The 22453-nt window shown below is 54.8% G+C and carries 21 protein-coding genes; 5 read left to right on the top strand and 16 right to left on the bottom strand.

The genetic code is table 11. From position 1 onward, the window contains the following. Nucleotides 1-8: 8 nt before the first annotated feature. Nucleotides 9-1277 (top strand): stationary phase inducible protein CsiE, encoded by a 1269-nt coding sequence (gene csiE / locus RAC60_RS10195; protein WP_375093545.1) that lies wholly within the window; start codon nucleotides 9-11, stop codon nucleotides 1275-1277. Here csiE and RAC60_RS10200 read toward each other — a convergent pair. Both RAC60_RS10200 and glyA read right to left on the bottom strand, forming a co-directional pair. Next, nucleotides 1259-2407, bottom strand: coding sequence for a 3-phenylpropionate MFS transporter (locus RAC60_RS10200; RefSeq protein WP_110268117.1), 1149 nt, complete (start codon nucleotides 2405-2407; stop codon nucleotides 1259-1261). The two genes, csiE and RAC60_RS10200, sit on opposite strands and share 19 nt — an antisense overlap. Before the next feature lie 127 nt (nucleotides 2408-2534). Beyond that, a complete protein-coding gene (gene glyA, locus RAC60_RS10205) occupies nucleotides 2535-3788 on the bottom strand; it encodes a serine hydroxymethyltransferase (protein WP_033740908.1) in 1254 nt (417 codons plus the stop codon). A gap of 324 nt (nucleotides 3789-4112) precedes the next feature. Between glyA and hmpA the strand changes: the two genes are divergently transcribed. After that, nucleotides 4113-5297: an NO-inducible flavohemoprotein gene (gene hmpA / locus RAC60_RS10210; RefSeq protein ID WP_375093548.1), complete on the top strand. Its 1185-nt coding sequence runs from the start codon at nucleotides 4113-4115 to the stop codon at nucleotides 5295-5297. 44 nt (nucleotides 5298-5341) lie between these two features. Here the strand turns inward: hmpA and glnB are convergent, their stop codons facing one another. From glnB to purL, 6 genes are all read right to left on the bottom strand, one after another. After that, a complete protein-coding gene (gene glnB, locus RAC60_RS10215) occupies nucleotides 5342-5680 on the bottom strand; it encodes a nitrogen regulatory protein P-II (RefSeq protein WP_003848647.1) in 339 nt (112 codons plus the stop codon). 90 nt (nucleotides 5681-5770) lie between these two features. Then, nucleotides 5771-7105: a two-component system response regulator GlrR gene (gene glrR, locus RAC60_RS10220; protein WP_006120648.1), complete on the bottom strand. Its 1335-nt coding sequence runs from the start codon at nucleotides 7103-7105 to the stop codon at nucleotides 5771-5773. Continuing rightward, a complete protein-coding gene (qseG, locus tag RAC60_RS10225) occupies nucleotides 7105-7776 on the bottom strand; it encodes a two-component system QseEF-associated lipoprotein QseG (protein WP_033740913.1) in 672 nt (223 codons plus the stop codon). Before qseG ends, glrR begins: the two co-directional genes overlap by 1 nt. 3 nt (nucleotides 7777-7779) lie before the next feature. Further along, complete coding sequence (locus tag RAC60_RS10230) at nucleotides 7780-9207, bottom strand: HAMP domain-containing sensor histidine kinase (RefSeq protein ID WP_185199095.1); 1428 nt, start codon at nucleotides 9205-9207, stop codon at nucleotides 7780-7782. Nucleotides 9208-9430: 223 nt separating this feature from the next. Continuing rightward, nucleotides 9431-9721, bottom strand: a complete 291-nt coding sequence (locus tag RAC60_RS10235; protein ID WP_164482465.1) for a hypothetical protein — start codon at nucleotides 9719-9721, stop codon at nucleotides 9431-9433. Between the two features lie 52 nt (nucleotides 9722-9773). Then, nucleotides 9774-13664 (bottom strand): phosphoribosylformylglycinamidine synthase, encoded by a 3891-nt coding sequence (purL, locus tag RAC60_RS10240; protein WP_058701199.1) that lies wholly within the window; start codon nucleotides 13662-13664, stop codon nucleotides 9774-9776. 270 nt (nucleotides 13665-13934) lie between these two features. Between purL and mltF the strand changes: the two genes are divergently transcribed. Next, on the top strand, nucleotides 13935-15392 hold the full coding sequence (mltF, locus tag RAC60_RS10245; RefSeq protein ID WP_033740922.1) for a membrane-bound lytic murein transglycosylase MltF: 1458 nt from the start codon (nucleotides 13935-13937) through the stop codon (nucleotides 15390-15392). Here the strand turns inward: mltF and tadA are convergent. Both tadA and yfhb read right to left on the bottom strand, forming a co-directional pair. Continuing rightward, on the bottom strand, nucleotides 15389-15883 hold the full coding sequence (tadA, locus tag RAC60_RS10250; RefSeq protein ID WP_375093552.1) for a tRNA adenosine(34) deaminase TadA: 495 nt from the start codon (nucleotides 15881-15883) through the stop codon (nucleotides 15389-15391). The genes mltF and tadA overlap by 4 nt on opposite strands. A gap of 72 nt (nucleotides 15884-15955) precedes the next feature. Then, entirely contained in the window at nucleotides 15956-16594 is a 639-nt protein-coding gene (gene yfhb / locus RAC60_RS10255; protein WP_039340020.1) for a phosphatidylglycerophosphatase C, read from the bottom strand. Nucleotides 16595-16749: 155 nt separating this feature from the next. On the opposite strand from yfhb, the gene RAC60_RS10260 reads away from it, so the two are divergent. Then, nucleotides 16750-17589 (top strand): MurR/RpiR family transcriptional regulator, encoded by an 840-nt coding sequence (locus RAC60_RS10260; RefSeq protein WP_006120655.1) that lies wholly within the window; start codon nucleotides 16750-16752, stop codon nucleotides 17587-17589. Between the two features lie 113 nt (nucleotides 17590-17702). On the opposite strand, the gene RAC60_RS10265 is transcribed toward RAC60_RS10260, so the two are convergent. Next, complete coding sequence (locus RAC60_RS10265) at nucleotides 17703-18080, bottom strand: hypothetical protein (RefSeq protein ID WP_033740924.1); 378 nt, start codon at nucleotides 18078-18080, stop codon at nucleotides 17703-17705. Between the two features lie 513 nt (nucleotides 18081-18593). Here RAC60_RS10265 and RAC60_RS10270 point away from each other — a divergent pair. After that, nucleotides 18594-18842 carry a YfhL family 4Fe-4S dicluster ferredoxin gene (locus tag RAC60_RS10270; protein WP_033741000.1) on the top strand — a complete coding sequence of 83 codons (249 nt, stop codon included), beginning with the start codon at nucleotides 18594-18596 and terminating at the stop codon, nucleotides 18840-18842. Here RAC60_RS10270 and acpS read toward each other — a convergent pair. From acpS to rnc, 5 genes are all read right to left on the bottom strand, one after another. Then, nucleotides 18839-19219 carry a holo-ACP synthase gene (gene acpS / locus RAC60_RS10275; RefSeq protein ID WP_006120525.1) on the bottom strand — a complete coding sequence of 127 codons (381 nt, stop codon included), beginning with the start codon at nucleotides 19217-19219 and terminating at the stop codon, nucleotides 18839-18841. The two genes, RAC60_RS10270 and acpS, sit on opposite strands and share 4 nt — an antisense overlap. Further along, complete coding sequence (pdxJ, locus tag RAC60_RS10280) at nucleotides 19219-19950, bottom strand: pyridoxine 5'-phosphate synthase (RefSeq protein WP_006120524.1); 732 nt, start codon at nucleotides 19948-19950, stop codon at nucleotides 19219-19221. The genes acpS and pdxJ overlap by 1 nt, the downstream gene beginning before the upstream one ends. Nucleotides 19951-20022: 72 nt before the next feature. Continuing rightward, on the bottom strand, nucleotides 20023-20754 hold the full coding sequence (gene recO / locus RAC60_RS10285) for a DNA repair protein RecO (protein ID WP_039340024.1): 732 nt from the start codon (nucleotides 20752-20754) through the stop codon (nucleotides 20023-20025). 4 nt (nucleotides 20755-20758) lie between these two features. Beyond that, nucleotides 20759-21664, bottom strand: coding sequence for a GTPase Era (gene era, locus RAC60_RS10290; protein ID WP_033740928.1), 906 nt, complete (start codon nucleotides 21662-21664; stop codon nucleotides 20759-20761). A gap of 48 nt (nucleotides 21665-21712) precedes the next feature. Beyond that, nucleotides 21713-22393 (bottom strand): ribonuclease III, encoded by a 681-nt coding sequence (rnc, locus tag RAC60_RS10295; protein WP_006120517.1) that lies wholly within the window; start codon nucleotides 22391-22393, stop codon nucleotides 21713-21715. Nucleotides 22394-22453 lie beyond the last annotated feature (60 nt).

The raw sequence follows: 22453 nt of genomic DNA on the forward strand, positions 1-22453 counted from the left end.
ATTGATTGATGAGTTCTGCTACATCTTCAGCACCACTCTTCACCGTTTCTCAGCGCCGCTGCAACCTGTTGTTATTGCTGTTTCTGCCCACTCCCGTGCTGACGCTCACGCGGTTAAGCCTGCTTAACGGCGTGGATGCTGCCACCGCCAGGCAAGATATTGCCGCCGTGGGTGATGAGATACAGCGCTATCATCAACTGGAACTTCACCAAATGGTGGATGGCAGCTTGCGCATTCATGGTACAGAGCTGGACAGACGAATTTGTCTTATACATAACCTGCGGCGCAGTTTGCGTCTGTCGCAGACGTTTGTCTGTGAGCATTTTGCGACACCGCTTCGCCAGCGCCTTAAGCAAATGAAAATTGAGAAGGCGCTCTACGATGAAACCAATCTACAGGCACTCATCCAGCACTGCAGCCTGTGCCTTGATCGCCCTTTCAGTACACGCGATCAACTCTTTTTACAAATATTTATGAAATACGGCCTGTGCCAGCGCCAGCCTGCCCTCTTTACTGCACAACAGCAGGCCTGGCTGGCGATGAAGGCGGAGCGCCGCGCGGCCACTGATGTCATTCGTCACTGGAAAAAACGGTGCCATCTCGCACCGGATGCGAGTGAAACCGACTTCTGGACATTACTGTTCAGCCTCATCCACGCGCCGCATCCGGACGGCATCCGTCACGCCAGTGAACAGCGGCTCATGCGCGCCACGCATCAGCTGATCGATGACTTCGAGGCTTCGTCAGGCACCCCTTTTCCTGAACGTGCCGAACTCCAGCAGCAACTGTATACGCACCTGGCGCAGGCGCTGGATCGCACTTACTTTACTATTGGCATTGATGACAGTGTGGCACAAGACGTAACCAGGCTTTATCCGCGCCTGCTGCGAACCACTCAGCAGGCGCTGGTGGCGTTTGAGCAGGAATACGCGATTTGTTTTAAACCGGAAGAAGTCAGTCTGATAACCATTATTTTTGGTGCCTGGCTGATGCAGAGCAGCGCCCTTCAGGAAAAACAGGTGCTGCTCCTGACCGGTGACGATCCGGCGCTGGAACAGGACGTTGAGCAGCAGATCCGGGAAATCACCTTATTACCCGTTAATATCACCTATCAGCATGTGGATGACTTTCAGCGCGACGGCGCGCCGCGCGAAGTTGATTTGATTATCTCGCCTTATGTCACCTCCCTGCCGCTGTTTTCGCCCCCGCTGATCCATGCAGAATTGCCGTTGACCGAATATCATCAGCAACGCATTCGCTATTTGCTGGAGTCCTGACGCGGGCGCAGAAACAGCGCAGGCAGCGCCACCAGCGCCATCACCCAAAACAGCTGTCCATGAAGATGGGTAAACAGCACGCCACAAATCATCGTCATCACGGCGATACCGCCGCCCATCGCCAGCGCCGAATAGAGCGACTGCAACCGAATCACCTCCGCACCCTGCCGTGAAGCAATGAAACGCATGGCTGCAAGGTGGCAGACCGTAAACGTACCGCAGTGGAGAATTTGCGCCACAATCAACACCGGCAGTGCCGTGCTGGCCCCCAGCAGGCTCCAGCGAATTAACGCGCAAACGCCGGACAGCAGCAGTAAATCGCGCGCCTGCCAGCGGTGAAACAGACGGTGACTCAGCGCAAAGATCACAATTTCTGCCACCACGCCAAGCGACCACAGATAACCAATGCACGAGGCGGAATAGCCACTTTCCTGCCACCAGATCGCGCTGAAGCCGTAATAGGCCGCATGCGCTCCCTGCAGCAGGGTGACGCACACCATGAAACGCCAGACCGCGTTTTCCCGTATCAGATCGCGCCAGGCCTGCCAGCCACCGCTGACGTTGCTCTTGCGTTCGCTGCCCTGAGGGTGTGTTTGCGGCGTCAGCAACATGCCCGCCAGCATACTTATGACGCCCGCTGACAGCAGCATTAAAATCGCCTGGGATGAAAAAGCCGTCACCAGCATACCGGTCAACGACGAACTGATGACGAAGGCCAGAGAACCCCAGAGGCGCACCGGCCCGTAGGCCAGACCAATTTGTTGCGTCCAGGTCGCCGCCAGCGCATCACTTAAAGGCACCAGCGGGGAGAAAAACAGATTAAAGCCGGTCATCACTAACAGCAGCCACAACCACTGTTGTCCAGTCCAGTATCCCACGGCAAAAAGACAGGTCAGCAGCGCCAGCAGCCGCAACGCCGTAATCAGTTGAGAAGGATGTTTAACCTGCGAGGCGATGAACAAACTGCCTACAAAACGCGCCACCATGCCGCAGCCAAGCAGCAGGCCAATTTGTTCGGGGTTCAGTCCCACGCCTTTTAGCCAGACGCCCCAGAAAGGCAGGTAAATACCGTAACAAAAAAAGTAGGTGAAATAGCTTAATCCAAGCCATCTGGCGGAGCCGATTGCCATGTTCCCTCCAGCAATAGTGTGACCGGTCGTGTTAAGAGGTCGATACTTTGTCAGAGCCACGTGAGACGGGCAATAAAAAAGGATGGCCGGGGCCATCCTTTTTCCACCGTTGACTCACCTGACGGGATCAGGCGTAAACCGGCAGGCGCGCACAGATATCCAGCACTTTTTGCTTCGTGCGTTCAATCGTGGCTTCGTCGTTCACATCGTCCAGCACGTCAGCAATCCAGCCGGCCAGTTCACGCACGTCCGCTTCTTTAAAGCCACGACGTGTGACCGCTGGGGTACCGATACGTACACCGGAGGTGACAAACGGGCTTTTCGGATCGTTCGGCACGCTGTTTTTGTTCACGGTGATATTGGCACGGCCCAGTGCCGCATCCGCTTCTTTACCGGTCAGGTTTTTGCTCACCAGATCAATCAGGAACAGGTGGTTGTAAGTGCCGCCTGACACGATGTTATAACCGCGTTCCAGTAAGACCTCGACCATCGCTTTCGCGTTTTTTGCCACCTGCTGCTGGTAGGTTTTGAACTCGGGTTCCATCGCTTCTTTGAACGCCACGGCTTTACCCGCAATGACGTGCATCAGCGGGCCGCCCTGGCCGCCAGGGAAAACCGCAGAGTTAAGCTTTTTGTACAGTTCTTCGTCGCCACCTTTCGCCAGAATGATGCCGCCACGCGGACCGGCCAGCGTTTTGTGGGTTGTAGAAGTCACAACGTGCGCGTGCGGTAAAGGGTTCGGGTAAACGTCAGCCGCAATCAGACCAGCAACGTGCGCCATATCCACAAACAACCAGGCACCAACGCTGTCTGCGATTTCGCGCATTTTGGCCCAGTCGCAAATACCCGAGTACGCAGAGAAACCGCCAATGATCATCTTAGGCTGGTGCGTTTTTGCCAGCTCAGCCAGTTCGTTGTAGTCAATTTTACCGGTTTCATCGATACCATAAGGCACGACATTGTAGAGTTTGCCCGACAGGTTAACAGGCGAACCGTGCGTCAGATGACCACCGTGCGCGAGGTTCATACCCAGAATGGTATCGCCTGGCTGCAGCAGGGCGGTAAACACAGCAAAGTTAGCCTGTGAACCTGAGTGCGGCTGTACGTTGGCATAATCTGCACCAAACAGCGCTTTCGCACGATCGATAGCCAGCTGCTCAACAATATCTACATACTCGCAGCCGCCGTAATAACGTTTGCCAGGATAGCCTTCAGCATATTTGTTGGTGAGCTGTGAACCTTGCGCCTGCATTACACGCGGGCTGGTGTAGTTTTCAGAAGCAATCAGTTCAATGTGCTCTTCCTGACGCACTTTCTCTTGCTCCATCGCCTGCCACAACTCGGCATCATAATCGGCAATGTTCATTTCACGCTTTAACATCCGCATCTCCTGACTGGCTATCTTTAAATCGGCAAATTACGCCCCCAAAGGGCGAAGGCAGACAGTGTAAACCCTTTTACCAGGGGACGGTAGGGCCAATCCCCTCTTTTTACGCAAACGTTTGGCTTCGCATTGGCGATGTGTTTTTGGCTCGATTTGCAAGCGGTTTTCCGCTGTTTTTCCCCGCACCCTGTAACGGAAATTTTCCATTTCTCCGTCTGAAAATTTGCCGCTCAGTCTTCCTGTAAACCACAACGCTATTTACAGAACAAAACGCCCGGCTATAAGATGCATTTAAAATGCAACTTTAAGTAAGGTATTGCCATGCTTGATGCCCAGACGATTCACATTGTGAAATCCACCCTTCCCGCGATTGCGGCATGCGGCCCCGATCTGACGGCCCATTTTTACGGTCAGATGCTCTCTCATCATCCAGAGTTAAAGCATGTCTTTAACAGGGCCAACCAGCGCAATGGCGCACAGCGTGAAGCGCTGTTTAATGCGATTTGCGCCTACGGGGTCAATCTGGACAATCTGACGGCGCTACGGCCAGCCGTCGAAAAAATTGCCCAAAAGCACGCCAGCCTGACTATCCAGCCTGAGCAATATAAAATTGTGGGTGAGTATTTACTCGCCTCTATCGACGCCATGCTGAATCCTGGCGAAGCGGTGCTCGCCGCCTGGAGACGCGCCTACACAGTGCTGGCCGATATCTTTATCCAGCGTGAAGAAGCCCTTTATCAGGCATCGGCACACCAGCAAGGCGGCTGGCGCGGCACGAGAGCCTTCTTCATCAGCGCGATTGAGCAACAAAGTGACGTGATCAAAAGCGTTACCCTCGCTCCTGTTGATGGTAAACCCATTGCGTCCTTCAGGCCGGGGCAGTATGTGTCACTGCATCTGCAGCCAGCGGGCTTCCGCTATCAGCAAATTCGTCAGTACTCACTCACCACCGTCAGCGATGCGCAGACCTACCGAATTGCGGTAAAACAGGAAGCCGGGGGAACAGTCTCAGGCTGGCTGCATCAACAGGCCAAAGCAGGCGATGAGATTCAGCTGACGCCTCCACACGGGGATTTTTTTCTCCAGGCAAGTCCGACGACGCCGGTCACATTGATTTCAGCGGGCGTAGGGCAAACGCCGATGCTGGCCATGCTGCATGCGCTGGCTACCCGGCAGCACCCGGCAGCGGTCAACTGGTTACATGCCGCTGAAAACGGCCAGCAGCATGCCTTTGCAGATGAAGTGCGCGCGGCCGGTGACCTGTTGCCTGATTTTGCCCAACATATCTGGTATCGCGAGCCAAATCAGGGTGATGCAGGTCGTTATGATGCGCAAGGCCTTATGGATCTGGCGAGCGTTTCACCACGTCTGCAGGAGGTGAATACCCACTTCTATCTTTGTGGGCCGCTGGGCTTTATGCAGTTCGTCGTTCAGCAGCTGCTGGCGGTCGGCGTGACGGCGGACAGGATTTACTATGAGGTGTTTGGTCCGCATAAGGTGATGTAATAATAAAAAAGCCCGCGACAGGCGGGCTTTCGACAAGGACACGATTAAATCGCTTCCTCGTCTTCTTCACCGGTACGGATACGCACCACGCGAGCGACATCGAAAACAAAGATTTTGCCGTCGCCAATTTTGCCGGTTTGCGCGGTGCGCATGATGGTTTCGACGCAGGTGTCCACGATATCATCGCCTACCACCATTTCAATTTTTACCTTCGGCAGAAAGTCCACCATATACTCTGCCCCACGGTAGAGTTCCGTGTGCCCTTTCTGACGGCCAAAGCCTTTCACTTCGCTTACGGTCATCCCGGTGATGCCGACTTCAGCAAGCGCTTCGCGCACATCATCAAGTTTGAATGGTTTAATTATTGCATCGATCTTTTTCATGTCAGACCCTTTCCTCGCGCCCTCCGTGGTCAGAGGGATTTTTTAAGTATAAATGTCGCTGGCCATGCTGCAGGCTGGTGCGGCAGAAAATTACTCTTTAAAGTCACTGGCGTCCAGTTCGTGACGTGACAGCAGCTTATAGAATTCAGTACGGTTACGTCCAGCCAGACGCGCCGCGTTGGTCACATTTCCTTTGGTCATCTGCAACAGCTTGCGCAGGTAATTGAGTTCAAACTGATTACGCGCCTCGACAAAGGTTGGTAATGCGCTGTTTTCGCCGCTCAGTGCCTGCTCTACCAGCGCATCGCTGATCACCGGCGAGGAACTGAGCGCCACGCACTGTTCAATCACATTCACTAACTGACGCACGTTACCGGGCCAGCTGGCAGAGATCAGGCGCTTCATCGCATCCACCGAAAAACTGCGCACCTGCGGTTTGTGACGGTCCGCGGCCTGGCGCAGCAGATGATTAGCCAGCAGCGGAATATCCTCGGTACGTTGATGCAGCGCCGGTATTTTCAGGTTAACGACGTTCAGGCGATAAAAGAGATCTTCACGGAATTCGTTTTTCTCCATCGCTTTCGGCAAATCCCGGTGCGTGGCGGAGATAATCCGCACATTGATATCAATATCGTTGTTGCTGCCAAGCGGCCGGACTTTACGCTCCTGTATGACCCGCAGCAGTTTCACCTGCAGCGCGGGCGGCATATCGCCAATTTCGTCCAGAAACAGCGTCCCGCCTTCGGCCGCTTTAAACAGGCCGTCGCGCGCGCTGACCGCACCGGTAAAGGCACCTTTCGCGTGACCAAATAACTCCGATTCCAGCAACTGCTCGGGCAAGGCACCACAGTTGATCGCGATGAACGGCTTGTCGGCGCGCGGACTGGCCGCATGGATAGCCTGCGCCAGCACCTCTTTACCCGTCCCGCTTTGCCCGTTGATCAGCACGCTGACATCCGACTGAGCAACCATGTGCGCCTGTTCAAGTAAGCGCAGCATCTGAGGATTGCGTGTTACGATGGCTTCCCGCCAGCGGTCGTCGCTGACCGGGACGCGCTGCGCGAGCGCTTCATCGATTGCCTTATAAAGCGCATCGCGATCGACCGGTTTGGTTAAAAAGCTAAATACGCCCTGCTGGGTTGCCGCGACGGCCTCTGGAATCGAACCGTGTGCGGTTAAAATGATGACCGGCAAGCCCATATGGCGTTTCTGGATTTCGCCAAAAAGCGCCAGGCCGTCCATCTCATCCATGCGCAAATCGCTTATCACCAGATCGATTTTCTCTTTCTGCAACAGCCGAAGCGCGTCAGGCCCACTGGCTGCGGTGGTCACCTGATAGCCTTCGCTGCTCAGCCGCATCCCTAACAGTTTCAGCAGGCTGGGATCATCATCCACCAGCAGCAGATGTGCCGCATGTTTTATCATTACTGCTCTTCCTCTTGTGGCAACGCCGTTCCATGACTGCCTTCTGGCATCTCTGAGGTTTTGCGCGACGAAAGCTGGCGTTCGATATCGGTTAACCGCTCCAGCTTGCTTTGCGTATCGCTTAACTGCTGCCGTAATTTTATCTGCTGCTGACGCAGCGCATCCGTCTGCGCATCGCTGCTCTGCTGCAGATGGACGTACCGCGAACGTAGCGCACTTAAATCCAGCTGTGCCGCCTGGTTACTGCGCCAGAGCTGGATGAGTGCCCGCAGGTTTTGCGGGAACTGCTCACTGTAGCTGTCCAGCTCGGTGATATAGTCGCGCCGTTCCAGTGGCGTTACGTTGCCATTTGCCATGAGTACGCCCTGTTTAAAGGCTCGCGACCAGCTGTCTACTGGCCAGCGGTGCGCCTCGGCGCGGGCTTCCGCGGGCGAAAGTCGTTCGGCGCAGTCAATACTGCGCATCCAGTAAAGGGGATTGGCAAGCGCGGCAGTGTTTTCAATATGCCAGATATCGCTACAGCGGGTTGTCAGATAATCCACCAGGCGCGTTTCAGGCACCGCGACAGAGTTTGGTGCGGGCTGGGATGCCGAGGTCGCCGGTGAGGAGGCACAGCCGCTGAGCATCAGGGTGCTCAGTGCGCTTATAAGAATCGCGGCAAAAAATTTCATACTTCAGACTTTCCCGGCGGTGGTATTCAGTTCAATGCGAAAACAAACATCCGCGTCATCGCGGCTGACCAGTTGCAGGTTGCCGTGCATGCGGCGCAGACAATCCTTTGCGATACTTAACCCCAGCCCACTGCCTTTAACCGGCCCTTTGCGCTGATGGCTACCCTGAAAAAAGGGCTCAAAAATCATTGCCTGCTCATGCTCGGGAATGGGCGTACCGCTGTTAGCGACCTCAATGATGACTGTATCGCCCTGCTGCTGGCTACGAAGCCAGATGTTACCGGATTCATTGCCATAGTTCACGGCGTTAGAGTAGAGGTTATCAATTACGCTCATTAATAGCATAGGCTCAGCCAGGCAATCTGTGGCCTTCAGATCGATCTCAACATGCATCTGTTTGTTACGCGCCGAAAGGGCGTGGGCATTTACAACGTCATGCACGATATCGTCCAGTTTGACCGCCTCAAGCGTGATTGGCCCATCAGCGAGCCTGCGGTTGTAGTCGAGCAATTGTTCAATCAGGTGCTGCAAATGACGGCTGCTGGTATCGAGTATGGAGACGATTTCTTTCTGCTCCGGATTTAGCACGCCCGCGACTTCATCCGCCAGAAGCGCCGTACCTTCACGCAAACTGGCCAGCGGGGTTTTCAGTTCGTGTGAAAGGTGGCGTAAAAATTCGTGTCGCTGAGATTCAAGCCAGTGCAGCCGCTCGCTCAGCCAGACAATACGTTGCCCCAGCGAACGCAATTCCCGTGGCCCCCGAAACACCATGCTGCTGCCCAGTTCCCGCCCTTCGCCAAGGCGGTTAATCATCCGTTCGACACTTTTGACCGGACCGATGATCATGCGGGTAAACAGCAGCGTGAGTGTCAGGCTGATAATGAACAGAATCAGCGCCTGCCAGCCAAAGAACTGACCGCGATCGGCGATTTCGCGCTGAAGCTGTAAGCCGCGGGCGAATACCACCTCCCGCGTGTCGTGCACCAGTTGTGCGTTGGTTGCGGAAAAACGGTCAAGCGCCTGCGCAGCACTGCCCATCGGATTACCGTTCTGGCACTGCAGGGTTTCCAACAGCGGCAGCGTGTCCCGTAGCGTCTTAAAAGCCGGTAAATCGGGCAGATTATCAGCATGGGAGCTGAGCATCTGGCTGTAACGAATCCGCTGCGTCTGATACAGCTTCGCCAGCGAGGCATCACCCAGTACGCAATACTGACGATAGCTGCGCTCCAGCTCAATGGCGGTTCGTGCCATGGCTTCGCTGCGCCGGACATCGGTAAAGGTGTTGCGGTTAGTGTCCGCCGCCTGATTGCTGAGTGCGGAGAGGCTTTCCCATGCCTGCCAGGCCAGTACCAGTAAGGGCAGGAGCACCAGCAAAAAGGCCATCAGCACCAGCTGACGCAGAGATTGGGGGAAAAAACGCCATTTTTTCACGCGACGGCTTCCATAAAGATACGCTTACCGGATGCTAGCGGAGTCGGCCCGGAGAAGGAAGAGGCAGAAAAGAAAACGGCAGACCATCTGGCCTGCCGCAGACGCGCCGCCTTAGCCGCGCGTGAGAATGGGTGGAGCCTAACTCAACGTTACGTCCGATGCTTGATAACGATGCAATGCATACGATTATCGGTGTGGTGGACGGCAGGCTCCGTTTGGTGCGTCATTCGGGCTTTATGAGCTCTGACCGCAGTGCGGTGGCATTCATAAACAAGTGAATGAGCAGCGCGATAATTATAGCAAAGATCATGCCAATATTAAAAGCCCCTTTCTGTTCAGGCTCTTGCAGGTAAGCGAGCAGTGAAAACGGCCCGTTCAGACCATCTGGTCTGGCAAATGTGTCGCCAAATGCCAACACATTTTCATCGTACCTCTGCCGTATAATAAAATCATAGAGATAGATGTCACCAATCAGCGACAACAAAAGGTGACGGCTGTCTCCTTTTGCCAACATCTCGTGCCCATAAAAAAAGGGAGGCACCTGGCCTCCCCATTTTTTACGGCAATTAACCCAGTTGTTTGCGCGCGTTACGGAAAATGCGCATCCATGGGCTGTCTTCCCCCCACTCCGCCGGATGCCAGGAGTTGCTGACCGTACGGAAAACACGCTCAGGATGCGGCATCATAATGGTGACGCGCCCACTTTCGTTGGTCACGGCAGTGATGCCATTTGGCGAACCGTTCGGGTTGGCCGGATAGGTTTCCGTCACCTTACCGCTATTGTCCACAAAGCGCAGCGCCACCAGCCCTTTGGATTCCAGCGCCGCCAGGTGAGTACCATCGCGCACTTCTACAAAACCTTCTCCGTGTGATACCGCAACAGGCATCCGCGAACCCGCCATGCCATCCAGCAGTAATGACGGGCTGGCGGCCACTTCAACCAGGCTGAAGCGCGCTTCAAAGCGCTCAGACTGATTACGCACGAAGCGCGGCCACAGTTCGCTGCCAGGAATCAGCTCGCGCAGGTTGGACATCATCTGGCAACCGTTGCAAACACCCAGCGCCAGCGTTTGCGGACGATGGAAGAAGGCTTCGAACTGATCGCGCACACGCGGGTTGAACAGGATAGATTTCGCCCAGCCCTCACCGGCTCCCAGTACGTCACCGTAAGAGAAGCCACCACAGGCCACTAACGCCTGGAAACGTTCCAGATCGATGCGTCCTGCCAGCAGATCGCTCATATGAACGTCCACGGCGGTAAAGCCTGCGCGGTCAAAGGCTGCGGCCATTTCCACATGAGAGTTAACACCCTGCTCACGCAACACGGCCACGCGCGGACGGGCACCTGTCGCAATCATCGGCGCGGCAACGTCCTCTTCCGGCCTGAAGGTCAGGCTGACGTTAAGACCCGGATCGTTGTCGTCCTGTTTTGCCTGATGTTCCTGATCAGCACAGGCCGGGTTATCACGCAGACGCTGCATCTGCCAGGTGGTTTCCGCCCACCAGGTACGCAGCGTGGTGCGACTTTCGCTGTACACAGCACTGTCGCCTGAACGAATCACGAAGCGATCGCCCGGCTGTGCGCTGCCCAGCACATGACTGCACTGCGCCAGTCCATGTTGAGCCAGAATCTGCTCGACACCTTCACGATCGGCGGCCTTGATCTGAATGACTGCGCCCAGTTCCTCAGTAAACAACGCCGCCAGCGCATCACTGCCCAGCGCCGCGATATCAACATCTACACCGCAGTGACCGGTAAAGGCCATTTCTGCCAGCGTGACCAGCAGGCCCCCATCGGAACGGTCATGGTAGGCCAATAGTTTCTGTTGGCTGACCAGCGCCTGCATCGCATTAAAGAAGCCTGCCAGCTGCTGTGCATCACGTACATCGGCAGGCTTGTCGCCCAGTTGACGATACACCTGCGCCAGCGCGGTTGCGCCCAGAGTATTGGCACCGTTACCCAGATCGATCAGCAGAAGCAGGTTGTCCTGATCCGCCATCAGTTGAGGCGTCACGTTGCGACGAACATCTTCGACACGCGCAAAGGCGGTAATCACCAGCGACAGCGGCGACGTCATTTCGCGTTGTTCAGTGCCTTCCTGCCAGCGGGTTTTCATCGACATGGAGTCTTTACCCACCGGGATAGTAATGCCCAGTGCCGGACACAGCTCCTCACCGACAGCTTTCACGGCGTCATACAGGCCCGCATCTTCGCCCGGATGACCCGCGGCTGACATCCAGTTTGCCGAGAGTTTTACACGCTTCAATGACCCCACGGGCGTGGCGGCAAGGTTTGTCAGCGCTTCACCAACCGCCAGTCGTGCTGAGGCGGCAAAGTCGAGCAGCGCCACCGGCGCGCGTTCACCCAGAGCGAACGCTTCACCATGATAGCTGTCGAGGCTGGCGGTCGTGACCGCACAATTGGCTACAGGGATCTGCCAGGGTCCTACCATCTGATCCCGTGCCACCATGCCGGTCACACTGCGATCGCCGATGGTGATCAGAAAGGTTTTTTCCGCCACGGTCGGTAAGTGCAGAACGCGATTCACCGCCTCCGTTAAGACGATGCCATCACGGTGTAACGGTGTGCCCTGCGCCTGCTGTTTGACGACATCGCGCGTCATTTTCGGGGTTTTCCCCAACAGCACATCCAGCGGCATATCAATTGGGCTGTTATCAAAGTGGCTGTCGTTGAGCGTCAGATGCTGCTCTTCTGTGGCTTCACCGATAACCGCAAAAGGCGCGCGCTCACGCTCGCAAATCGCCGCAAATTCAGCCAGCTTTTCGGGTGCCACCGCCATGACGTAACGCTCTTGCGATTCATTACACCAGACTTCCAGCGGGCTCATCCCTGGCTCATCGCTGAGGATATCACGCAGGTTGAAACGTCCACCGCGACCGCCATCGCTGACCAGCTCAGGCATGGCGTTCGACAGCCCGCCCGCACCGACATCGTGGATAAACAGAATCGGGTTGTCGTCGCCTAACTGCCAGCAGCGGTCAATCACTTCCTGGCAACGCCGTTCCATTTCCGGGTTATCACGCTGTACGGAGGCAAAGTCGAGATCAGCGTCAGACTGGCCCGACGCCATAGATGAGGCCGCCCCGCCGCCCAGACCGATATTCATTGCCGGGCCGCCCAGTACGATCAGCTTTGCCCCGACAGTAATCTCGCCTTTCTGGACGTGATCGGCACGGATGTTCCCGATGCCACCCGCCAGCATAATCGGCTTGTGGTAACCGCGCAGTTCGGTGCCGTTGTGGCTGTTGACCTGTTCTTCATAGGTACGGAAATAGCCATTCAATGCAGGACGGCCAAACTCGTTGTTAAACGCCGCGCCGCCCAGAGGGCCTTCAGTCATAATGTCCAGTGCGCTGACGATGCGCGCGGGCTTGCCAAAATCCTCTTCCCACGGCTGCTCAAAGCCCGGAATACGCAGGTTCGACACCGAGAAGCCGACCAGACCGGCTTTCGGCTTCGCGCCCCGTCCGGTCGCCCCTTCGTCACGAATTTCGCCGCCGGAGCCGGTTGCCGCGCCAGGCCACGGCGAAATCGCCGTAGGATGGTTATGCGTTTCGACCTTCATCAGAATATGCGCCGCCTCCTGGTGGTAGCCATATTCCCCGTTTTCGGCATCCGCAAAGAAGCGTCCTACTTCAGAGCCTTCCATCACCGCCGCATTGTCTTTATAAGCCGACAGGACATAATCCGGCGTTTGCTCAAAGGTGTTCTTAATCATTTTAAACAGCGATTTCGGCTGTTTTTCGCCGTCAATAATCCAGTCGGCGTTAAAAATCTTGTGACGACAGTGCTCGGAGTTCGCCTGAGCAAACATATAGAGTTCGATGTCGTTAGGGTTACGGCCCAGCTTCGTAAAGGCTGCCAGCAGGTAGTCAATTTCGTCGTCTGCCAGCGCCAGGCCCAGCGATGTATTGGCATGAACCAGTGCCTGACGGCCTTCACCCAACACATCAACGCTTTTGACCGGCTGAGGTTCGTGGTGGGCAAACAGTTGTTCGGCCTGATGGAGGTCGCTGTACACCGTTTCCATCATGCGGTCATGCAGCAGCGCTGACAGCGTTTGCCACTGGGTTTCCGTCAACTGGGGTGCCTGAACATAAAACGCCAGACCGCGCTCCAGTCGACGGACCTGTGACAGATCGCAGTTATGCGCAATATCTGTCGCTTTTGAAGACCATGGCGAAATGGTGCCTGGACGTGGCGTGACCAGCAGCAAACGCCCTTGTGGCGCATGTTCAGCGAGAGAAGGACCGTACTTGAGCAGGCGCTGCAGACGGGATTTTTCATCCTCACTCAACGGCGCGCTGACATCGGCAAAATGGACGTACTCAGCGTAAATATCACTCACCGGCAGATGAGCGTCCTGAAAGCGGGCCAGCAGTTTGTTTACACGAAATGCCGACAGGGCGGGCGAACCACGCAGAATTTCCATCATAAGATCTCTCGTCTTTGAAACGCCGGGTGCGACGCTTCATTGGGCGCAACAGGGGGAAAACGGGGCGTATTATAGAGAAAGCCACTCCGCGACGAAACCGTTTGCGCAAAATTTATGGCCAACAAGATTTGGCTGATAATTGCGCAAAAATTGCTTTATAAGTTGCTCTGCCTCAGTTTGTTGCGCAAAATGCCCCTCGCTCTGGGAGTTAAAACAAAATCAATACTGCCTTAAAAGACAGAGGCCTTGGAGCCATCGAGAGATAACTATTTGAAACGCCTGAAATTAAATTATCTGTTTATCGGTCTGCTCACCGTGCTGTTAGCACTGGCACTGTGGCCGTCCATTCCCTGGCATGGGAGCGGGCAGGATACGATTTCACAGATTAAATCACGGGGAGTGCTACGGGTCAGTACCGTAAACTCACCGTTGACTTACTACACCGTGAATAAAGCACCGGCCGGGATGGATTACGAGCTGGCGAAGCGTTTCGCCCGTTATCTGGGCGTCAGGCTGGAAATCACGGTGCGCGCGAATATCAGCGACCTGTTTGATGCGCTTGACGACGGCAAAGCCGATTTGCTGGCCGCAGGCCTTATCTATAATAATGAGCGACTGAACCGCTATCAGACGGGCCCCAGCTATTACAGCGTTTCCCAGCAGTTGGTTTATCGTGTGGATAAAACTCGCCCGAAAAACCTGGGCGATTTAAAGGGACGGCTCGTCGTTGCCTCCGGATCGGCTTATCTGTCTACACTCAAGAGCGCCAGAGCGGATCACTATCCCGACCTTGACTGGGCTATCTCGACCGATCAAAGCCCGAAAGCGCTACTTGAGGCCGTCGCCGAGGGCAAGCTGGATTATACGATTGGCGATTCCGTCACCATCGCACTGCTTCAGCGCATCCATCCACAACTGGCGGTCGCCTTTGACGTCACGGATGAAGAGCCGGTGACGTGGTATATGCCCCGCGAAAGCGACGACAGCCTGAACGCAGCCATGCTGGATTTCTTTAATGGCATGGGCGAAGAAGGCGCAATGGCGCGGCTGGAAGAGAAATACCTCGGGCACGTTGGCACCTTTGATTATGTGGATACGCGCACCTTCCTGCGTGCGATTGATACGGTTCTGCCTGATATCAAACCGTTATTCGAGAAATACGCCAGTAATATCGACTGGCGTTTGCTGGCCGCTATCTCCTATCAGGAATCACACTGGAATCCGCAGGCGACATCACCGACCGGCGTGCGCGGCATGATGATGCTGACGCGCAATACCGCCGACAGCGTGGAAGTGGGCGATCGAACCGATCCTGAGCAAAGTATTCGCGGCGGCAGCCAGTATCTGCAAAATATGATGGATAAAGTCCCGCAGTCCATTCCGGAAGACGAACGTATCTGGTTTGCGCTGGCCGCCTACAACATGGGTTATGCTCATATGCTGGATGCCCGTAAGCTCACGGCAAAACAGGGTGGCAACCCGGACAGTTGGGCTGATGTGAAACTGCGCCTGCCGATGCTGAGCCAGAAGCGTTATTACGCGCAAACGACCTACGGCTACGCGCGGGGCCAGGAAGCGTATAACTACGTGGAAAATATTCGTAAATATGAGATTAGCCTGGTGGGCTATTTGCAGGAGCAGGAAAAGCGCCTTGCCCAGCAGGCCGCGCTGGAAGCGGAGATGGGCAAAGGCTATCCTGCCGTTTCGCCACAAGTGGCAATGAATTAGCTTTCGCGCTGCGCCTGTCGCAGCGCTTTTTGTTGCTGACGACGCATGCGGAAAAAGTCGCTCAGCAGCGCCGCGCACGCGTCTTCCAGCACGCCGTGATCTAACCTTACCTGATGGTTCATCCCCGGATGACCCAGCACGTCAATCAGCGAACCGGCTGCGCCGGTTTTCACATCGTTCGCGCCATAAACCAGACGACCTATCCGGCTATGCACCATCGCGCCGGCGCACATGACGCACGGCTCCAGCGTCACATAAAGCGTGGTATCCAGCAGACGGTAATTTTCCAGTACTTTCCCGCCCTGACGAAGCGCCATAATCTCTGCGTGCGCGGTGGGATCATGCTGACCGATAGGCCGGTTCCAGCCTTCGCCAATGACGCGGTCGCCGTGAACCAGGACGGCGCCTACCGGCACCTCGCCCTCATCCCATGCGCGTTGCGCCAGCGTCAGCGCCCGGCGCATCCAGTATTCATCTTGTTCTTGTGTCACACGAACCACTCCCGGCAGCAAAAAGCGGCGCATTATACCGGGCATGCCGGCAAAACCGAAGCACAGTACAGGTTATTCTAACTGCTGCAATTCACCCGCCGGCGTGACGCGCCAGCGATGCTGACAAAAGAACAATAACGGGTTGTCCTGCTTGCTGTCGCTGTAACCACTATAGAGTTGCAGTGGTGTGCCGATGTGCTCTTCTAACTGCACCACTTTTTCGTGGCCCAGACAGCGCAATTTCAGCACGCGCCCACCCAGGCCGCGCTGCATCTGGCTGGCAATCAACTTTACTCTGGGCAGAAACGCCGAATCGTAATAGACCTGCTCCACCAGCGACTGCGGCGAGCCCGTAATCAGCCACACATCCGCATCATCGCTGCTGAGGTACTCGCTGAGACGCTTCTGCACCACCGGAAACGCTTTCACGCGCTGGCGAAACCACTGAGCAAACTCGGCCTCCAGTCGTAACAGGGTGGTTTCAGATCGGCCAAAGGTGATTGACCAGAGCAACAGGCTCATCGGCCAGCGGGCCGCACGCCCTTTGAACAGCAGCCCCGCGCCGACGACGGGCAGCAAAGGCACGACCAGTAGCAGATTCAGGGGCTTGCGGCGCAGCAAATAGCGCATGAAAGTGCCAAACATATCCTGTTGGTGCAATGTGCCATCAAGGTCGAAAAACACCACGCGACGTTGTCTCTCGTTGGTCAAACAGCTCTCCTTTTTAACGAATATGCATCAACAGCCTCTATTGTAGTCATCTTCGCGCAGCGAGGCGATGACTGTCATTTTTTATTCCAGTGGCTACAATGCTTTTAGAATCATTTATTCCTTGCGGACGCACCGCTACATCATGAGGACTGGGCATGAGTTCATTGCTGCGCATTCGCCAGCTTTATCCTTCACTGGCGCTGAACGAACGCCGGCTGGCGGATTTTTTACTGTCACAACCGGATCGGGCACGGCATTTAAGTTCACAAAAGCTGGCAGAAGAAGCTGGCGTCAGTCAGTCCAGCGTCGTTAAGTTTGCGCAAAAACTGGGATATAAAGGTTTTCCGGCACTCAAGCTGGCACTGAGCGAATCGCTGGCCGATAAAGATGCCATCACCGTGCATAATCAGATCCTCAGTGACGATCCCCTTAAGGCTGTGGGCGAAAAATTACTGACAGAAAAGCTGTCAGCCATTCGCGCGACCCTGGATATCAACAGCGAAGAGAAGCTGAATGCCGTCTTGCAGCTGCTTAAGCGCGCACGCCGTATTTTACTGGTCGGAATCGGCGCATCCGGCCTGGTGGCAAAAGATTTTTCCTGGAAGCTGATGAAGATTGGCATCAATGCCGTCGCGGAGCAGGACATGCACGCGCTGCTGGCCAGCGTACAGGCCATGTCATCCGGCGATGTGCTGCTGGCGATCTCTTACACGGGTGAACGTCGTGAGATTAACCTGGCCGCGCAGGAAGCAGTGCGGGTGGGCGCGGACGTGCTGGCCTTTACCGGCTTTACGCCTAACACTTTGCAGCAGTGCGCCACGCACTGCCTGTACACCGTTGCAGAAGAACAGAGTACGCGCAGCGCCGCGATCTCCTCGACTACCGCCCAGCTGGCGTTAACGGACCTGCTCTTTATGGCGCTGGTACAGAACGATCCTGAGCGCGCGTCCAGCCATATTCGCCACAGCGAGGCGCTGGTGAAGAAGCTGATTTAGGAAGAAGGGAAAACGCATCTGATATTGCGATTGTTGTAAAGTACAATGAAGGAAGCCAGCGATATCGCTGGCTTCTAAAACTGAATTGAGTATTAGCTGTGTATTAAGGCCGACTAACTACTGCTTATATCTTGCGTAGAAATAGGCAAATATTGCCCCATACCTGTGCTGGCTGAGTCGACTGCAGCCTGATTTTTTGCAACGAGATAAAAGGTATCAACAGATTTTTTTGTTGCATGCTCAGCGGAGTAGAGAGCGAATTTAACCACTTTCTTGCCACCGTCATACTTACATTCCATGTCCCAGCTCAATGCCGTTCCGGGCGCGGCTTTACATTTACCCTTACCATAGCTGTATTGCAGGAAGTTATTCGTTTTATTTTCTGCTGCTGTAACGAAATCAGGCCGAGATCCACCCGCGGATAAGCTTCCATAAGCGGTTGTTGCAGCCAGAACAGCCACGCCGGCTATCAAAAAAATTCTTTTTTTCACCTGACACAATCCATCGATATTATTGATGAATGCATATTATCGGAAAACTCTTAATCACGCACCTGATCTCTGTCATTTTTATGACAAAATATTTCTATCACCCCTTTTTTCTGCATAATCCTTACAATTCTCGCTGTGGTGGTTTTTTCTACACGCGGCGCTGTCCCCGCACGTGTCTCGCTGAATTTGCTAAAAGTTATACTTTTATGCTTACTCTCCATGAAGACTATATAGAGTTAAATTATCGAATAATCAGCAAGTAACGAACATTAATGGTGCGTATCACTTTTTTTAGTTATTCGCATCATGTTTGACGTTGAAAGAATATGCTACTGTCAGCCGACTCCGCATAAGCTTTAACATTCCAACTTTATGTTAATGACCAGCCAGGCTTGCAATTTGAAAGTTACAAAAGTCGTCTAAGGGTTCGACATATCTCATCAGGAATATTTACTACCGCAACAGATTATGTCGCCAAAACGACAAAAAGTATTTATCGATTGGGAAACCTCGATGTCTTTACTGATTACAGAACGATGCATTAACTGCGATATGTGTGAACCCGAATGCCCGAACCAGGCTATTTCGATGGGTGAGATGATTTATGAGATTGAGGTGAGCCGCTGTACCGAATGTGTGGGACATTATGATGTGCCGACCTGCCAGCGGGTTTGCCCTATTGATAACACCATTGTGACGGATCCCCAGCACATCGAATCACGCGATGCGCTGTGGGATAAGTTTGTTGCCCTGCACGGTTAGCTTTCGATAATGACCGTAGCACAGGCATAGTGGCGCTCGTCGGCCAGGGTGACATGGACATGCTGTACACCCAGTCGCTGCGCCACCTCAGCAGCATGATCGAAAAAACGCAGGAGTGGTTTACCCAGCGCATCGTTGTAAACTTCAAACTGATTGAATGCCAGTCCACCGCGAATGCCGGTGCCAAACGCTTTGGCTGCCGCTTCTTTAACGGCGAAACGTTTAGCCAGAAAACGCACCGGCTGACGATGCTGCTGATACTGCTGCCATTCGGCCTCACTCAGCACGCGACGCGCCAGTCGATCGCCAGAGCGAGAAATCACATCGGCAATCCGCTCTATTTCGACGATATCGCTGCCCAGTCCCAGAATAGCCATTAGCGACGCGCTTCTCGCAGCAGCTGTTTCATGGCTTTGACGGCGTCAGGCAGGCCGCTCATCACCGCCCGACCAATGATCGCATGACCGATGTTCAGCTCATGCATTTCCGGCAGCGCGGCAATCGGCAGGACGTTGTGGTAAGTCAGACCGTGACCGGCGTTAACTTTTAATCCGCGGCTGGCCGCAAAGGTGGCCGCCTGACGGATCCGGGCCAGCTCAGCGTCGCGTGCCGGGCCTTCAGGGGCTTCAGCATAGGCACCGGTATGAATTTCAATATAAGGCGCGCCGCTGGTGACAGCCGCTTCGATTTGCCGGTGATCGGGATCGATAAACAGGGATACCAAAATGCCCGCCTCACTGAGTTTTTTTACCGCGGCATTAAGTTTTTCCTGTTGTCCGGCGACATCCAGTCCGCCTTCGGTGGTCACTTCCTCACGCTTTTCCGGCACCAGGCAGCAGAAATGCGGTTTGATGTCACACGCGATATTCAGCATCTCATCGGTGACCGCCATTTCGAGATTCATCCGCGTTTCGATGGTATTACGCAGAATACGCACGTCGCGGTCGGTAATGTGGCGGCGATCTTCCCGCAGGTGCACCGTGATCCCATCCGCGCCCGCCTGTTCGGCGATAAAAGCCGCCTGGACCGGATCAGGGTAATGGGTGCCACGCGCGTTGCGGACGGTAGCAATGTGGTCGATGTTAACGCCTAACAGTAACTCAGCCATGACAATCCTCGGTTCATTATGGTCATTGTATGGAGTGTAACGCGCCCTGATGCGATTCCGCTACGACCCGCATCAGGGCTCGCCGGCAATATCGGGCTTTTTTTTCGGTGTAAACTGACGGAAAAGCTCCTGACTTTTTAACGGTTTGCCCCCCAGGTAGGGTTTTAGCGCCATGCGGGTAAAGCGCTTCGCCGCGCGCAGGGCATCCGCATCGGGAAATTCACGCGTGGAGAGCGCCTGCAGGTGTTTACCTGTAAAGCTGCGCTGATTGAGCACCAGACTGGCGATGAAGCCCTTCTCTTCCCGGTAGCTGTAGGTCATGTCTTCACTGACCGGTTCACCACTGCCTGCGCAGTGCAGGAAATCCACGCCATAGCCAAGGTGCCCCAACAGCGCCAGCTCGAAACGACGCAGTGCAGGTTCGGGTGAACCCTCGGCGGCGGCCAGCGTCTGGATACATTGCAGATAGTCAAAAAACAGGTCGGAAAAGGGGATGTGCTGTTCCAGTACCCGAGACAACAGCTCGTTGACGTACAGGCCGCAGTAAAGCGTGATACCACTGAGGGGGAGAGCAAGCGAAACCGCTTCGGCATTGCGCAGCGTTTTCACCTCACCACGACCGCTCCAGCGCACCAGCAGCGGGGTAAAAGGCTGAAGTGTGCCTTTTAACTGAGAACGCCGTGATCGTGCTCCTTTTGCCAGGACACGAACACGGCCTTCACTTTCACTAAACAGGTCAAGCAGCAGACTGGTTTCGCTGAAAGGACGACTATGCAGCACAAAGGCGCGTTGCCAGCCTTCCATTTATTCAGAGATCGTCTGTGTAACCCAGACTACGCAGCGCACGTTCGTCATCTGCCCAGCCGGATTTAACTTTAACCCACAGTTCGAGATGCACTTTGGCATCGAACATCTCTTCCATGTCCTTACGCGCTTCAATACCAATGGTTTTGATTTTGGCGCCTTTATTGCCAATCACCATTTTTTTCTGCCCTTCGCGCTCGACCAGAATCAAACCGTTGATGTCATAACCGCCACGCGCGTTAGACACAAACTGTTCGATTTCGACTGTGACCGAGTAAGGCAGTTCCGCACCGAGGAAACGCATCAGCTTTTCACGGATAATTTCGGATGCCATAAAGCGCTGTGAGCGATCGGTAATGTAATCTTCCGGGAAGTGATGGTCAGATTCCGGCAGATGCTTGCGGGCGATGGCGGCGATGGTGTCGACATTTTTACCGCTTTCGGCCGAAACCGGCACGATATCAATAAAGTTCATCTGCTCGCTGAGGAACTGCAGGTGCGGTAACAGGACGCTTTTATCCTGGATGTTGTCGATTTTATTGATCGCCAGCAGAACCGGCACTTTGCCATCGCGCAACTTGTTTAACACCATCTCGTCGTCGGGCGTCCAGCGCGTGCCTTCAACCACAAAGATGATCAGTTCAACGTCACCGATAGAACTGCTGGCCGCACGGTTCATCAGGCGGTTGATCGCCCGCTTCTCTTCCATATGCAGGCCGGGCGTATCCACGTAAATCGCCTGATAAGCGCCTTCCGTATGGATGCCCATAATGCGGTGACGGGTGGTTTGCGGCTTACGCGACGTAATTGAAACCTTCTGCCCCAGTAACTGGTTCAGTAAGGTGGATTTACCGACGTTAGGCCGGCCAACTATCGCGACAAAGCCGCTGTATGTAACATTTTCGCTCATTCGAGTCCTGAGGTTTTCAGCGCCGGTTGCGACGCCGGGATAATACTGTTATTCCAGACCAAGTTTAATCAGCGCCTGTTCAGCCGCTGCTTGTTCAGCTTTACGGCGGCTGGAGCCCACGCCCACCACCGGTTCTGCCATGCCACTCACCTGACAGTGAATGGTAAATTCCTGATCGTGGGCTTCGCCACGAACCTGCACCACTAAGTAACTTGGCAGCGGCAGATGACGGCCCTGCAGGTATTCCTGCAGGCGCGTTTTCGGATCTTTTTGTTTATCACCCGGACTGATTTCGTCCAGGCGCGTCTGATACCAGTCAAGGATCAGCTTTTCGACAGTCTGAATATTACTGTCGAGGAAGACACCACCAATCAGCGCTTCCACGGTGTCCGCCAGAATAGATTCACGACGGAAGCCGCCGCTTTTTAATTCGCCGGGCCCCAGACGCAGGCATTCACCCAAATCGAATTCACGCGCCATCTCTGCCAGCGTATTACCGCGCACCAGCGTCGCGCGCATGCGGCTCATGTCGCCCTCATCCACACGCGGAAAACGGTGGTAGAGCGCATTTGCAATCACGTAGCTCAGAATCGAATCGCCTAAAAACTCCAGGCGTTCGTTATGCTTGCTACTGGCGCTGCGATGCGTCAACGCCTGCTGTAAAAGTTCAGAATGTGTAAAAGTGTAGCCCAGTTTGCGCTGAAGCTTGTTAATCAGGATGGGGTTCATGCGATTCCAGTTCTGTTTTGCGTCTGTCACTCTGCATACCAAACAGGGCTGAGAATCCAA

Origin of the sequence: Pantoea sp. BR_17, assembly GCF_041955125.1 — a bacterium.
GTDB lineage: Bacteria > Pseudomonadota > Gammaproteobacteria > Enterobacterales > Enterobacteriaceae > Pantoea > Pantoea stewartii.